General features: G+C 71.6%; 11 protein-coding genes and 2 pseudogenes. 11 read left to right on the top strand and 2 right to left on the bottom strand.

Features of this window, described 5'->3' with window-relative positions; genetic code table 11:
• The first annotated feature begins 9 nt into the window (after positions 1-9).
• The 9 genes and pseudogenes from ACH4NX_RS27330 to ACH4NX_RS27290 form a co-directional block, all read left to right on the top strand.
• A complete protein-coding gene (locus tag ACH4NX_RS27330) occupies positions 10-1,257 on the top strand; it encodes a spermidine/putrescine ABC transporter substrate-binding protein (RefSeq protein WP_351398262.1) in 1,248 nt (415 codons plus the stop codon).
• Between the two features lie 5 nt (positions 1,258-1,262).
• Complete coding sequence (locus ACH4NX_RS27325; RefSeq protein WP_351398264.1) at positions 1,263-2,438, top strand: ABC transporter ATP-binding protein; 1,176 nt, start codon at positions 1,263-1,265, stop codon at positions 2,436-2,438.
• Positions 2,438-3,367, top strand: a complete 930-nt coding sequence (locus ACH4NX_RS27320; protein ID WP_351398266.1) for an ABC transporter permease — start codon at positions 2,438-2,440, stop codon at positions 3,365-3,367. Before ACH4NX_RS27325 ends, ACH4NX_RS27320 begins: the two co-directional genes overlap by 1 nt.
• Entirely contained in the window at positions 3,368-4,195 is an 828-nt protein-coding gene (locus ACH4NX_RS27315) for an ABC transporter permease (protein ID WP_351398268.1), read from the top strand.
• A 35-nt stretch (positions 4,196-4,230) separates the two neighbouring features.
• Positions 4,231-5,658, top strand: coding sequence for an NAD(P)/FAD-dependent oxidoreductase (locus ACH4NX_RS27310; RefSeq protein ID WP_398129025.1), 1,428 nt, complete (start codon positions 4,231-4,233; stop codon positions 5,656-5,658).
• Between the two features lie 134 nt (positions 5,659-5,792).
• Positions 5,793-6,257 (top strand): annotated as a pseudogene (locus ACH4NX_RS27305) (hypothetical protein); the annotation flags it as partial.
• Positions 6,258-6,796: 539 nt separating this feature from the next.
• Entirely contained in the window at positions 6,797-7,042 is a 246-nt protein-coding gene (locus ACH4NX_RS27300) for a hypothetical protein (protein ID WP_398129024.1), read from the top strand.
• A 67-nt stretch (positions 7,043-7,109) separates the two neighbouring features.
• The gene (locus ACH4NX_RS27295; protein WP_398129063.1) at positions 7,110-7,385 is read left to right on the top strand and encodes a zinc ribbon domain-containing protein; all 276 of its coding nucleotides are present in this window, start codon (positions 7,110-7,112) and stop codon (positions 7,383-7,385) included.
• A 39-nt stretch (positions 7,386-7,424) separates the two neighbouring features.
• A pseudogene (locus ACH4NX_RS27290) lies at positions 7,425-7,745 on the top strand (chitinase); the annotation flags it as partial.
• Here the strand turns inward: ACH4NX_RS27290 and ACH4NX_RS27285 are convergent.
• Together ACH4NX_RS27285 and gabT are read right to left on the bottom strand one after the other, a co-directional pair.
• Positions 7,684-8,388 (bottom strand): phosphatase PAP2 family protein, encoded by a 705-nt coding sequence (locus ACH4NX_RS27285; protein WP_351398275.1) that lies wholly within the window; start codon positions 8,386-8,388, stop codon positions 7,684-7,686. The pseudogene ACH4NX_RS27290 and the gene ACH4NX_RS27285 overlap by 62 nt on opposite strands.
• Before the next feature lie 452 nt (positions 8,389-8,840).
• Positions 8,841-10,175 (bottom strand): 4-aminobutyrate--2-oxoglutarate transaminase, encoded by a 1,335-nt coding sequence (gene gabT / locus ACH4NX_RS27280; protein ID WP_351398277.1) that lies wholly within the window; start codon positions 10,173-10,175, stop codon positions 8,841-8,843.
• Positions 10,176-10,432: 257 nt separating this feature from the next.
• On the opposite strand from gabT, the gene ACH4NX_RS27275 reads away from it, so the two are divergent.
• Both ACH4NX_RS27275 and ACH4NX_RS27270 read left to right on the top strand, forming a co-directional pair.
• Entirely contained in the window at positions 10,433-12,601 is a 2,169-nt protein-coding gene (locus tag ACH4NX_RS27275; protein ID WP_351398279.1) for an ATP-binding protein, read from the top strand.
• A 162-nt stretch (positions 12,602-12,763) separates the two neighbouring features.
• Positions 12,764-14,449: a PucR family transcriptional regulator gene (locus tag ACH4NX_RS27270; protein WP_351398281.1), complete on the top strand. Its 1,686-nt coding sequence runs from the start codon at positions 12,764-12,766 to the stop codon at positions 14,447-14,449.
• Positions 14,450-14,531 lie beyond the last annotated feature (82 nt).

The raw sequence follows: 14,531 nt of genomic DNA, 5'->3' as shown, positions 1-14,531 counted from the left end.
ACCACGCGCATGGAGCAGTACGAGCCCGACCGCCTGTCCCCGGCCCGAGCGGCCGCCATGCGGCGCAGCCTCACCAGCGGCAGGGCCGCACTCACCCGCCGCTCACTGCTGCGCGCCTCCACGGGCGGCGCGCTCGCGGCCGGCGCGCTCGGCACGCTGAGCGCCTGCGGCATCCCGGCGGCCGGCAGGACCGAGGGCGGCGTCTCGGCCCAGGACCGGTCGGAGAAGGAGAAGAAGGTCTCCTTCTCCAACTGGACCGAGTACATGGACGTCGACGAGAGCGGCCGGCGGCACCCGACGCTGGAGGCGTTCACCGAGCGCACCGGCATCAAGGTCACGTACACGGAGGACATCAACGACAACAGCGAGTTCTTCGGCAAGATCCAGCCGCAGCTCGCCGCGGGCCAGGAGACCGGCCGCGACATCATCGTGCTCACCGACTGGCTGGCCGCCCGGCTGATCCGCCTCGGCTGGGTCCAGAAACTGGACCCGGCCAACCTGCCGCACGCCTTCACCAACCTGTCGCCCCAGTTCCGCGACCCCGACTGGGACCCGGGCCGCGCCTACAGCTACCCCTGGCAGGGCATCTCGGCCGTCATCGCCTGCAACAGGAAGGCGCTGGACGGCGTCGAGGTCACCTCGGTCTCCGACCTGCTCGACAACCCGAGGCTCAAGGGCCGCGTCGGCTTCCTCACCGAGATGCGCGACACCGTCGGCATGACGCTGCTCGACATGGGCAAGGACCCCGCCCGCTTCTCGGACGACGACTACGACGCGGCGATCGCCCGCCTCCAGAAGGGCGTCGACAGCGGCCAGATACGCCGCTTCACCGGCAACGACTACACCGCCGACATCAGCAAGGGCGACTTCGCGGCCTGCCTGGCCTGGGCCGGAGACGTCGTCCAGCTCAAGGCGGACAACCCGGACGTCGACTTCGTCATCCCGGACAGCGGATACATCACGTCCAGCGACAACATGCTGGTCCCCAACAAGGCGCGGCACAAGACGAACGCCGAGCGGCTCATGGACTACTACTACGAGCCGGGCCCGGCCGCGCAGCTCGCCGCCTACATCAACTTCGTCTGTCCCGTCGACGGCGTGAAGGACGAGCTTGCGAAGATCGACGAGGACGCGGCGAACAACCCGCTGATCATTCCCGACCAGGCCATGCAGGCCAAGTCCCACTCCTTCCGCTCCCTGAGCTCGAAGGAAGAGACGGCCTACGAAGAGAAGTTCGCGAAGCTCACGGGGGCGTGACGACGATGACGACGCATACGACGAAGGCCCGGACAGAGGCCACGGACCGCGGCGGCGACGTCCGCCTCGCCGGCATCAGCAAGACCTACGGCTCCTTCACCGCCGTGCACCCGCTCGACCTGACCGTGCCCCAGGGCTCCTTCTTCGCCCTGCTCGGAGCCTCCGGCTGCGGCAAGACGACGACCCTGCGCATGATCGCCGGACTGGAGGACCCCAGCGGGGGCACCGTCCACCTCGGCGACCAGGACGTGACCGCCCTCCCCCCTTACAAACGGCCGGTGAACACGGTCTTCCAGTCCTACGCCCTCTTCCCGCACCTCGACATCTTCGAGAACGTCGCCTTCGGCCTGCGCCGGCGCGGCATCAAGTCGGTCAAGAAGCAGGTCGGGGAGATGCTCGACCTCGTCCAGCTCGGCGAGCAGGCACGCAAGAAGCCGCACCAGCTCTCCGGCGGCCAGCAGCAGCGCGTCGCCCTCGCCCGCGCCCTGATCAACCACCCGAAGGTGCTGCTCCTCGACGAACCGCTCGGCGCCCTCGACCTCAAGCTGCGCCGTCAGATGCAGCTGGAGCTCAAGCGCATCCAGACCGAGGTCGGCATCACCTTCGTGCACGTCACGCACGACCAGGAGGAGGCCATGACGATGGCCGACCAGGTCGCCGTGATGAACGCGGGCCGCGTCGAGCAACTGGGCGCCCCCGCCGACCTCTACGAGAACCCGCGGACCACGTTCGTCGCCAACTTCCTGGGCAGCTCCAACCTGATCGAGGCCGAGGTCGACACCCGCGACGGCGACGACGTCGTGGTGAGGGCGGCCGGCGACAAGCTGGTCCTCCCTGGTGCCCGCTGTTCCGCGCCCGCCCGGGCGGGCGGCAGGGTACTGGTCGGCGTACGTCCGGAGAAGATCAGCCTCACCCACGCGGACGACGCCGGCTCCCTCCCCGAAGGCCGCAACCGCATCACCGGCAAGATCCGCAACACCAGTTTCATCGGCGTCTCCACGCAGTACGTGGTCGACTGCGCGGCCTGTCCCGAGTTCGAGGTGTACGCCCAGAACATCGACCGCGACGCCCGGCTGGTGACCGGCGCCGACGTCGTCCTGCACTGGAACCCGGCGCACACCTTCGGCCTGGACGCGGCCCAGGCCATCGACGCCGGTGTGGCCGAGGGCGAGGCCGCCTGATGTCCACCCTCACCGAGGCGCCACCGCCGCTCTCCCCGCCCGGGCCGGAGAAGAGGCCCCCGCGGAGGCGGGGCCGCTGGACGCCGTACTGGCTGCTGTTGCCCGGCATCCTGTGGCTGGTCGTCTTCTTCGCCGCGCCGATGATCTACCAGGCCTCCACGTCCGTCCAGACGGGCTCGCTGGAGGAGGGCTACAAGGTCACCTGGCACTTCGTCACCTACTGGGACGCGGTGTCCGAGTACTGGCCGCAGTTCCTGCGCTCGGTCGCCTACGCGGCCTCCGCGACCGTGCTGTGCCTGCTGCTCGGCTATCCGCTCGCCTACCTGATCGCCTTCCGGGCGGGCCGCTGGCGCAACCTGATCATGATCCTGGTGATCGCGCCGTTCTTCACCAGCTTCCTGATCCGCACCCTGGCCTGGAAGACGATCCTCGCGGACGGCGGACCGGTCGTCGACGTCCTCAACACGCTGCACGTCCTGGACGTCACCAGCTGGCTCGGCTGGACGGCCGGCGACCGGGTGCTCGCCACCCCGCTCGCGGTGGTCTGCGGGCTGACGTACAACTTCCTCCCCTTCATGATCCTGCCGCTGTACACCTCACTGGAGCGCATCGACGGACGGCTGCACGAGGCGGCGGGCGACCTGTACGCGAAGCCGTCCACGGTCTTCCGCAAGGTCACCTTCCCGCTGTCGATGCCGGGCGTCGTCTCCGGCACGCTGCTCACCTTCATCCCGGCGACCGGCGACTACGTCAACGCCTCCCTGCTCGGCTCGGCCGACACCGGCATGATCGGAAACGTGATCCAGTCCCAGTTCCTGCGGGTCCTCGACTATCCGACGGCGGCGGCGCTCTCCTTCGTCCTGATGGCCGCGATTCTCGCCATGGTCACCCTCTACATTCGCAAGTCCGGGACGGAGGACCTGGTTTAGATGGACACGCGACGGAGTCGCATACTCGGCACGAGCGTCAACTGGTTCAAGCGCAACCTGGTCGTGATCGCCGGTCTGCTGACGCTCGCCTATCTCCTGCTGCCCAACGTCGTCGTCACGGTGTTCTCGTTCAACAAACCGAACGGGCGCTTCAACTACGAATGGCAGCGGTTCTCCACGGACGCCTGGGAGGACCCGTGCGGCGTCGCCGGACTGTGCGGGTCCCTGTCGCTCAGCCTCCGGATCGCCTTCTGGGCGACGCTCGGCGCCACCGCGCTGGGCACCGCGATCGCCTTCGCTCTGGTCCGCTACCGCTTCCGGGCGCGCGGCGCGATCAACTCGCTGATCTTCCTGCCGATGGCGATGCCCGAGGTCGTGATGGCCGCCTCGCTGCTCACCCTGTTCCTCAACATGGGCGCCCAGCTGGGTTTCTGGACGGTCCTGATCGCCCACATCATGTTCTGCCTCAGCTTCGTCGTGACGGCGGTCAAGGCGCGTGTGCTGTCGATGGACCCGAGGCTGGAGCAGGCGGCGCAGGACCTGTACGCCGGTCCCTTCCAGACCTTCGTCCGGGTCACGCTCCCCATCGCCGCCCCCGGAATCGCCGCCGGCGCGCTGCTCGCCTTCGCGCTCTCCTTCGACGATTTCATCATCACCAATTTCAACGCCGGCTCCACCGTCACCTTCCCCATGTTCGTCTGGGGATCGGCCCAGCGTGGTACGCCCGTTCAGATCAACGTCGTCGGTACGGCCATGTTCGTGATCGCCGTGCTGTTCGTCCTGGCCTCCATGGTCATCGGCAACCGCCGAAACCGCCGCAAGGCGTAGTGCGTTTCGTACCGCATTCGTAGGGAGTTGAAATCATGGCCCCGAGCGCCATGAGCCGCAGCAACGACTGGACGAAATCCCTTTCCGACGCCCAGCCGGTCCCGTACTGGCTGGACGACCCCGGCCGCCCCCGCCCCCAGCCCGCCCTCACCGGCGCCGACACCTGCGACCTGCTGGTCGTCGGCGGCGGGTACAGCGGACTGTGGACCGCGCTGATCGCCAAGGAGCGCGACCCGGGGCGGGACGTGGTGCTGCTGGAGGGCCGCGAGGTGGGCTGGGCCGCCTCTGGCCGCAACGGCGGCTTCTGCGCCGCCTCCCTCACCCACGGCCTGTCCAACGGCCTGGCCCGGTGGCCCGACGAGATCCACCGGCTGGAGGAGCTGGGCGCCCGCAACCTCGACGAGATCGAGGCGGCGGTCGCCCGCCACGGCCTCGACTGCGACTTCGAACGCACCGGCGAGATCGACGTCGCCACCGAGCCCTACCAGGCCCGGTCGCTCAAGGACTGGTACGAGGAGATCCGCGCCGAGGGCCTCGCCGACGGCGTCGAGTACCTGGACGCCGAGGCCGTACGGGAACAGGTCGACTCCCCGACCTTCCGGGCCGGCCTGTACGACCGCAGGGGCGTGGCCATGGTCAACCCCGCCAAGCTCGCCTGGAACCTCAAGCGTGCCTGCCTCGCCCTCGGCGTCCGCGTCCACGAGAACACCCCGGCGCTCACCCTGAGGCCGTACGGCGCGGGCATGGCCGTACGCACCCCGTACGGCGGGGTCCGCGCCCGCACGGTCGCGCTCGGCACCAACATCTTCCCGAGCCTGCTCAAGCGGGTCCGCTCGTACACCGTCCCGGTCTACGACTACGCCCTGATGACCGAGCCGCTCAGCGCGGAGCAGCTGGCCTCGGTCGGCTGGCGCAACCGGCAGGGCCTCGGAGACAGCGCCAACCAGTTCCACTACTTCCGGCTCTCCGCCGACAACCGCGTCCTGTGGGGCGGCTACGACGCGATCTACCCGTACGGCGGCCGGGTGCGCGCCGAGTACGACGACCGCCCGGAGACCTACGCCAAGCTCGCCGGGCACTTCTTCACCTGCTTCCCGCAGCTGGAGGGTGTCCGCTTCACGCACGCCTGGGGCGGCGCGATCGACACCTGCTCCCGCTTCTCGGCGTTCTTCGGCACCGCGCACCAGGGGAAGGTCGCCTACGCGGCCGGGTACACCGGCCTCGGCGTGGGCGCCACCCGGTTCGGCGCCGAGGTGATGCTCGACCTGCTGTCGGGCGAGCGCACCGAGCGCACGGAACTGCGGATGGTGCGCAGGAAGCCCCTGCCGTTCCCGCCCGAGCCCTTCGCCTGGACCGGCATCGCGCTCACCAAGTGGTCTTTGGCCCGCGCGGACGCGCACGGCGGCCGGCGCAACCTGTGGCTGCGGACGATGGACAGACTGGGGCTGGGCTTCGACAGCTGAGCCGCGTGCCGCGCTCGGACGTGTGACCCAGCTCACCCGCACGGGTCCGTCAACCCGCGTAATGCCCGACGGGAGACCTCCCTCTCCTTCGTGACGACGCATCCCGCGTCCACGAGTGAGAGGGAGGTCCTCACATGCCTGGTGCGAAGACGGCGGTCGCGTGGCTGGCATCCGTCGCACCGGATCCCGAGACCTGTCTGCGGGAATGGGAGCGCGACCCGCTGGGGCTCGCCCTGCTGCCCGCCGGCAGGGCCTGGGACGTGCTGATCCTGCCGGGCAGGCTCGGCCGTACGACCCTCGACGTGCTCTGTCGCGTCCTGGACCACCCCGGCCCGGTGCTCGCCGGCTTCGGCGACGCGCGCACGGGCTTCCTGGTGCCGGCCGGCACGGCGGCACGCTGGCTGGGCACCTGCGTCCGGACGGTCGGACTCGGGACCTGGATCGTCGTGCCGTACCCGGGAGTCCCGTCGTACCCGTCGTCCCGGGCGGTCCGCTGGCTGATCCCGCCGGACGGGACCGGAACCCTCACCGACCCGTCGCTCCTGGAACTCGCGATGCACGAGGCGGCGGCGGCCCTCGCGGTGGGGGAGAACGGGGGGTGGGCCGAGCTCCGCAAGAGACGAGGGGCATTCGAGGTTGGGACGGTATGTGGCCAGGTCAGTTGGAGGAACGGCTGGTTCGGCGACAGCGGAGTCGGCCACTCGTCCGAGTGAGGTCAACCGTATCCACTGGGGGAACGGGGGAGGGCACATGAGGTCGTAGGTATGTCGCGTTTCGGATGTACCCGACGAGCGAGCAGGCGGGCGTCATGCTCGGACACTTGCCGTCAGGGACACGGTCAGTACCAATTACCCGGAAACCCTCATGCACGAGCTTCTTCCGCCGGCTCGGAGCACCGAACCCAGACGCGAACTTGGCGTTCTTGGGCCTGGCGAAATCCCGCAACGCCTGCTGCTGCACGTCCGCGTTCCCCGCTCGAAGCCACGCATTGTCCGGGCGAGCCTCAGTGAGCTGGCGGCACTGCTCCGCGAAGCCCGGCGCGGACTTCCGTCCCGGCCACCAGTGCGTGTGCTGCTCGACAGCCAGGTTCCACACGTACCGGGCGTGCGCGCGGACGGTCATCGGCATCGACCGGGGCGTGACCATCACCGCCGCCCTGTCGGACGGGCGGCAGTTTAACTGCCCGCAGCTGAGTACTCGGGAGCGCGCGCAGATCCGCAAGCACCAGCGGCGCGCGGCCCGCGCGCCCAAGGGCAGCGATCGCAGGCGAGCCGAGAACGCGAAAGTCGCCAAGCGCGACGATGCTTGCCCGCACTTACGGCTTGGTGCGGTTCGAGAAACTGAACGTCAAGAACATGACCGCTTCCGCGAAGGGGACGACTGAGCGGCCCGGCACGCACGTTCGGCAGAAGGCCGGGTTGAACCGGGTGATCCTGGCCCAGGGGTGAGGTCTGTTACGCCGTCGTACCGCTGAGAAGGCGTCTGGCCGGGTCGAGGATGTACCCGCCCCGTACACCTCTCCGCGGTGCAGCGCCTGCGGATGGATCGAGAAGAACTCGCGCCAGAGCCAAGCCGAGTTCGTCTGCGTGTCCTGCGGGTTCGCCTGCAACGCCGATGAGAACGCGGCAGTCGATGTCGCGGCAGGACAGGGTGGGATTTTCCCGCCCCCGGCGTGCAGCCGGTGCCGGAGGGGTGACAGTGGCCATCAGTCATTCGAGCGCCCGTGAACCTCAACCCACCTGGGTTGGAATCCCCCTCTTCCAAGAGGTGGAGGATGTCGCATCGCGATGACCGGCATGCTGCTCACCGGCTTCCCGGTCGCGGGCGACGCCAACAACGTCTTCCCGCCGCTGCGCCCCGAGCAGGTCGCGATCGGCATGCCCGCCTCCACCAACGCGGGCAACGGCCACGTCTCCCCGGCCGAGGTCACCAAGGCCCTGAACTGCCTGACCAGGAAGACCGACTGCGGCTCCTACGCGACCCACGGCACCTGGCCCGCCCTGCGCGGCCTGATGACGTGGTCGATCAACTGGGACCGGTACTCGGACTGGGAGTTCCAGAAGAACTTCGACGCGTACTTCCGCTGACCGGCGGGGCGCCGCGGCCGGCCGCCAGCGCGACGCCGGCCAGCAGCACCGCCCCCAGGCACCAGCTCGCCACCACGTCCAGCGGCCAGTGGTATCCCCGCCGGACCAGCCCGTAGGAGGCACCGAGGACGAGGACCGCGCAGAGCGCGACGAGCACACGGCGGACGGCCGGCGACCGCGGCAGCGAAAGGAGCAGCAGTGTCGCCGCGCCGTACGCGACGAGCGCGGTGGCGGTGTGGCCGGAGGGGTAGTAGCCGACGGCCGGAGGAACGGCCGGGGTGCCCGGGCGGTCGGTCCACGCCTTCAGCGGGGCGACCAGCACCGGCACCAGGACCATCGCCAGCGCCCCGGCGAGCGGCGGCAGCCACCAGCGGTCCACACCACGGGCGCGCCCGTGCCACGCGACGTACGCCAGCGCGACGACGAGGACGGGCACCGCCACCTGCACGTTGCCGAGGTCGGCCAGCAGCTCGGAGAGCCGGTCCGGATGGACGAGCGCCCTGCTCAGCCGCTCGTCGGCCCCGATCAGCGGGCCGTCGGCGACGACCTGCCAGGTGATCAGCGCGAAGAGGAGGACGGGCAGCCCGACGAGGACGGACAGCCCGACGGGAGCGGGGAGCGCGCGAGGAGGGGAGACCGGCATGACGCCCAGCTTCGCAGGCCCGCCGCGGAGAGACACCGAAGGGCCGGCACAAGGGGGGGAGTGTGCCGGCCCTACGGTGAACCACCGTCCCGGGTGCCGGAACGGCCGTGGTGACCTGAACGCCGCGCGCCCCGGGGGGTTTGGGGCGGGCGACCGTCCGATCGGTGAGGAGACCCGGAACCCTCGGGCTCCGGTTGTGTGCGCGAGGCACGACCAGGTCGAAGCTGGGGAAGCCCCGGCCTGAGATCCGCCCACAGTCCCCTGTGGGCGGGTGTATCTCTCATCTGCGTCGAACCTACGGCAGGGGGTGAACTCAGGACAGGGGCATCGACGTCCTGCCATCCACCCCGCACACCTTCTTCACACGCTCTGCGGTTCACCGCACCAGGCGTGCGAAACGCAGCTCATATGCGCGTTCGGGCACTCGCGCGCGTGCTCGCACGGGGGCGGGCTCAGATGCGGGTGAAGCCCTGCTCGATGATGTCGAGTCCCTCGTTCAGCAGGTCGTCGCCGATCACCAGTGGCGGCAGGAAGCGCAGCACGTTGCCGTAGGTGCCACAGGTCAGGACCAGCAGGCCCTCCTGGTGGCAGGCCTTGGCGAGCGCGGCGGTCGCCTCCGGGGCCGGCTCCTTGGTGGCGCGGTCCTTGACCAGCTCGACGGCGACCATCGCGCCCCGGCCCCGGACGTCGCCGATGACGTCGAACTTCTCGGCCATGGCGGTGAGGCGGGACTTCATGACCGCCTCGATGCTCCTCGCCCTCGCGTTGAGGTCCAGCTCCTTCATCGTCTCGATGGCGCCGAGCGCGCCCGCGCAGGCCACCGGGTTGCCGCCGTAGGTGCCGCCCAGGCCGCCGGAGTGCGCGGCGTCCATGATCTCGGCACGGCCGGTGACGGCGGCCAGCGGCAGACCGCCCGCGATGCCCTTGGCCGTGGTGATCAGGTCCGGGACGATGCCCTCGTCCTCGCAGGCGAACCACTGGCCGGTGCGGCAGAAACCGGACTGGATCTCGTCGGCGACGAACACGATGCCGTTGTCCGAGGCGAACTCGCGGATCGCCGGCAGGAAGCCCTTGGCCGGCTCGATGAAGCCGCCCTCGCCGAGCACCGGCTCGATGATGATCGCGGCCACGTTCTCCGCGCCGACCTGCTTGGCGATCTGGTCGACGGCCTGGGCGGCGGCCTCCGGACCGGCGTTCTCCGGGCCGGTCGGCCAGCGGTAGCCGTAGGCGACCGGGACGCGGTACACCTCGGGCGCGAAGGGGCCGAAGCCGTGCTTGTACGGCATGTTCTTCGAGGTCAGGGCCATCGTGAGGTTGGTCCGGCCGTGGTAACCGTGGTCGAAGACGACGACGGCCTGCCGCCTGGTGTACGCGCGGGCGATCTTGACGGCGTTCTCGACGGCCTCGGCGCCACTGTTGAACAGGGCGGACTTCTTGGCGTGGTCGCCCGGCGTCAGCTCGGCGAGGGCCTCGGCGACGGCGACGTAGCCCTCGTACGGCGTCACCATGAAACAGGTGTGGGTGAAGTCGGCGAGCTGTGCGGACGCCCTGCGTACGACGGCCTCCGCGGAGGCGCCGACGGAGGTCACGGCGATGCCGGAACCGAAGTCGATCAGACGGTTGCCGTCGACGTCCTCGATGACGCCGCCGGCGGCCCGCGAGACGAAGACCGGCAGTGTGGAGCCCACACCCTGCGCGACCACTGCCGTGCGGCGGGCCTGCAGCTCCCGCGACTTCGGGCCGGGGATGGCGGTGACGACGCGGCGCTCCTGCGGAAGGGCGGTCATGGGGGCTCCTGGGGTCTTGCGGATCTTACGGACGCTTGCCTTCTTTTCTCGCAGGCTAGGACCGGGAGAGGGGCGTCGGCATGCTCCATGTGGGCGTTGTCCGCGGAGTCGGTTGTCCGCGATGGACAGGAGGCGGACGGGGCGGCACAGGGACACCCCGACGCGGGCCCGGCCGCGTAAGCGGTGAACTCCCCCTGGGAGGGCGTTAGATTGACTCGCAGATGGTGGACGGAGCGGCTGGTCAGGGGGCAAGGGCGATGGACAGCGACGGGAACCGGGACGCGCGGGGTACGCATGCGAATCCTGTACCGCGTCCGGCGGGGCCTCCCGAGGTGCCGTCGGCGCCGTCGGCGCCACCGCGACCGGTCGGCACGCCCGGCGTGCCGGGGGCGCCGTCGATGCCGTCGATGCCGGGTGTACCGCCACTGCCCGACGGCTCCGCGTTCCTGTCCTGGCTGCGCACCCCGCGACCGGAGACGCTGCCCGGCGTGTGGCGGTTCGGACACCGGCCTCGGCCGGAGGAGGAGCCGGAGCGCGTGCCGGGACGGCAGCTGCTGAGCGGGGCGCTGATCGCCTTCCTCGTGGGCTGGCTGATCTGGTCGCTGCTGTGGAACGGCTATCTGGGCGGCTGGTGGCTGCTGCCCCTCTACGCGATGATCCCGGACTCCTGGGCCCAGCCGCACAGCTTCGCCTCGGTCGTGGTCGTCTACGCCTACTACGTCCTCGTCGCCGGCGTCATCATGGTCGGCGTCGGCCGGCTCGGCCGCTGGGGTGAGATCTGGCGGCGCTACGGCCCGCCCGCCTGGCGCCGCGCCGCCCCGGGCGGCGGCCCTCCGCCCGCCCCCGAGGAAGACCCCGCCGCCTGGCCCGCGCTACGCGCCGCCGGGGCCCACGACGCCGCCGAGCGGCTCGCCGCCGACGCGCGCTCAGGACTCATGCGGGACGTCGACCACGCCCGCATCACCCGCGCCTGGCAGGGCGTGCGGGGCGGCCGGCACAGCCTCGCCACCTTCACCGGCGCGGTGCTCACCCACGGCGCCGGCGCCTGCGCGCACCCCTCCGGCGCCCGCGACCTGCCCGCCCGGCAGGCCCGGCACGACCTGGTCACCGGGCAGGTGCGGATCGGCACGGCCGCCGACGACGCCCGCAACCCCTACGCCTACCGCGGCAGCGGTCTGGCGCTCGGCCCCGACCTGCTCGGCACCTCACTGCTCGCCGTGGGGCCGGCGGGCTCGGGCAAGACCGGCAGCGTCGTACGGCCGCTCACCGAGTCGCTGTGCCTGCACGCGCTCGCCGGACGGGCCGCGGTCGTCGTGGTCGGCGCCGCCGGCGCGGACCTCGGCCCGGCCGACGCCTACGACGTGGTCGTACGCATCGGAAACCCGGACTCCGTGTACGACCTCGACCTGTACGGCGGCACCACCGACCCGGACGAGGCCGCGGTCGTACTCGCCGAGGCCCTGGCCGGAGACCTCGCCGAACCGCACCCGGGCAGCGACACCCGCCGCTCCACCACCGTCCTCGCCCAGCTGCTGGGCCCCTTCCGCGCGGTGCACGGACGCTTCCCCGGCGTCCCGGAGCTGCGGCAACTGCTCGACGGGACGCCGGGACCGCTGGCCGAACTCCGCGAGGGTCTGCGGGCGGCCGGGCAGGACTCGCTGCTGCGCGAGCTGGACGCGCGCGAGCGGCAGATGGGTCGTCCCGGTGACGTGGGCGGCGTACTGGCCGACCGGGTGGCGCTGCTGGACCGGCCCGCCTTCGCCTCCTTCTTCGACACCTCGGGACAGTCCCGCCCGTTCTCGCTCAAGTCCCTCGACCACCCGGTGCGGGTCCGTATCGACCTGCCCCAGCGCGGCCACGCGGACGCCTCGCGCATGCTGGCCCGGCTCGTCCTCGCCCAGTTCACGGCGAGCGTCTCGGTACGGGAGGACCGTTCGCTGTTCGCCTGCCTGGTGCTGGACGACGCGAGCGGTGTGGTGACGCCGGAGGCCGTACGGGGCGTGCAGCGGCTGCGCTCCGCCGGCGCCGGGGCCGTGCTCACCCTGCGCACCCTGGACGACGTACCGCGTCCGCTGCGCGGGCCGCTGCTCGGGGCCATCGGGTGCCGGATGGCGCTGTCCGGGCTCACCCCCTGGGACGGGCAGGACTTCGCCGAGGTGTGGGGCAAGGAGTGGACCGAGGCCCGGGACGTCACCGACCGGCAGATCATCGCCGAGACACCCGCGGGCAAGGCCGTGCACATGGTGCGCCGGGTGATCACCGGGAAGGCGCCCACGGCGCGCGCGGTGACCGTGCGGCAGGTCGAGCGGGAGCGGTGGTCGGCGTCCGAGCTGGCGCACGCGGTGCCCGCCGGGCACGCGGTGCTGTCGCTGACGACCGTCAAGGGGGAGCACGCGCCGCCGCTGCTGGTGGATCTGCGCGGGTGACCTGTCCGGGGCGGGCACCCGGGGACCGTACAGTGAGGCAGAATCGACACAGGTCGTTCATACGCGACGGCCAAAAGATCACAGATGGCCCACACCTCGCACCTCTACCCCAGTAGCCGACACCTCGCGCCGCTGACGCAGATCCGAAGGCTCAAGGTCCCCATGCCGCCCACGCTCGCCTCCCTCGTCCACCACTCCGCGCTCAAACTGACCGTGCGCGCGGGCGAGGACGGCCTCGACGTGCCGGTGCGCTGGGCGCACGTCAGCGAGCTCGCCGATCCCGTGCCCTACATGGAGGGCGGGGAGCTGCTGCTGATCACCGCGCTCAAGCTGGACGCCGAGGACCCCGAGGCGATGCGGCGGTACGTCAAGCGGCTGGCGGGCGCCGGGGTGGTGGGGCTCGGGTTCGCCGTCGGGGTCAACTACGACGACATCCCCGACGCGCTGGTCGACGCGGCACGGCAGGAGGGACTGCCACTCCTGGAGGTACCGCGCCGCACCCCCTTCCTGGCCATCAGCAAGGCCGTGTCCGCCGCGATCGCCGCCGACCAGTACCGCGCGGTCACCGCGGGGTTCGCCGCCCAGCGCGAGCTGACGCGGCAGGCGCTGACCGACGGCCCGGAAGGGCTGCTGGCGGCGCTGGCCGCCCAGGTCGACGGCTGGGCGGCGCTGTACGACGCGTCGGGTGCCGTCGTCGCCACCGCACCTGAGTGGGCGGGCCGCAGGGCCGCACGGCTCACGGCGGACGTCCAGCGGCTGCGCGAGCGCCCCGCGCCGGCCTCCTCCGTCGTCGGCGGAGCGGAGAGCGCCGAGCACCCCGAGAACGCCGACCGGGTCGAACTCCACTCCCTCGGCACCTCCCGCAGGCCCCGCTCCGCACTCGCCGTCGGTACGGCCGCCGCCCTCGGCACCGCCGAGCGGTACGCCGTGCACTCCGCCATCGCCCTGCTGACCCTCACCACGGAACGCTCGCGCTCCCTGCACGAGGCGGAGCAGCGCATCGACGCGGCCGTACTGCGCATGCTGCTGGCCGGTGAACCCGACCACGCGCGCACGGTCGCCGGAGACCTGTACGGCGGCCTGCTGGACGCGCCCTTCCGGATGATCGTCGCCGAGTCGGCGTCGGCGTCCGCCGCGCGAGCGCACGCCGGCCCGCACGCGCGCGTGCCCGCCACCCGGACCAGGCCCTCCGCCGCCGCGCTGGCCGCCGCCGACACCGACGGCGACCCGCTCGGCGCGCTCGCCGAGGTAGTGGAGTCGGCCGCCGCCCGCTCCGGCGAGTCGGTGCTGGTCGTCCCCGAGGGAGAGCGACTGGTGGTACTGGCCACCGACGGGGGCGCCGCCGTCGCCGCCTGCGTCGAGTACGCCTCGGCGCTGGAGACCGACCGTCCGGCACCCGAGCCGATGGCGGGCGGCGACGAGGAGGGCCTGGTCGTCGGGCTGTCGGCGCCGTCCGGGCCCATCGCCGCGTCCGCCGCCTACAAGCAGGCCGAACAGGCCCTGTCGGTGGCCCGCCGCCGGGGACGCGTCTGCGTGGAGCACGAACACCTGGCGGCCGGATCGGTCCTCCCCCTCCTCGCGGACGACGCGGTGCGCGCCTTCGCCGACGGCCTGCTGCGGGCGCTGCGCGACCACGACGCCACCGGCCGGGGCGACCTGGTGGCGTCCCTGCGCGCCTGGCTCTCCCGCCACGGCCAGTGGGACGCGGCGGCGGCCGACCTCGGCGTCCACCGGCACACGCTGCGCTACCGGATGCGCCGGGTCGAGGAGATCCTCGGCCGCTCCCTGGACGACGCGGACGTACGCATGGAGCTGTGGCTGGCCCTGAAGGCGACGTCAACGGACTGACACCCCTTCGGGGGAGGGAGCGGCAGGGCGGCGAGGAGGCAACCCCGTCCACAACCCCGTCCGGCCGGCCTCTCCACCCGTC

The organism is Streptomyces sp. NPDC017225 (assembly GCF_044331465.1).
Classification (GTDB): Bacteria; Actinomycetota; Actinomycetes; order Streptomycetales; family Streptomycetaceae; genus Streptomyces.
This window is presented reverse-complemented; position numbering and strand designations above follow the sequence as displayed.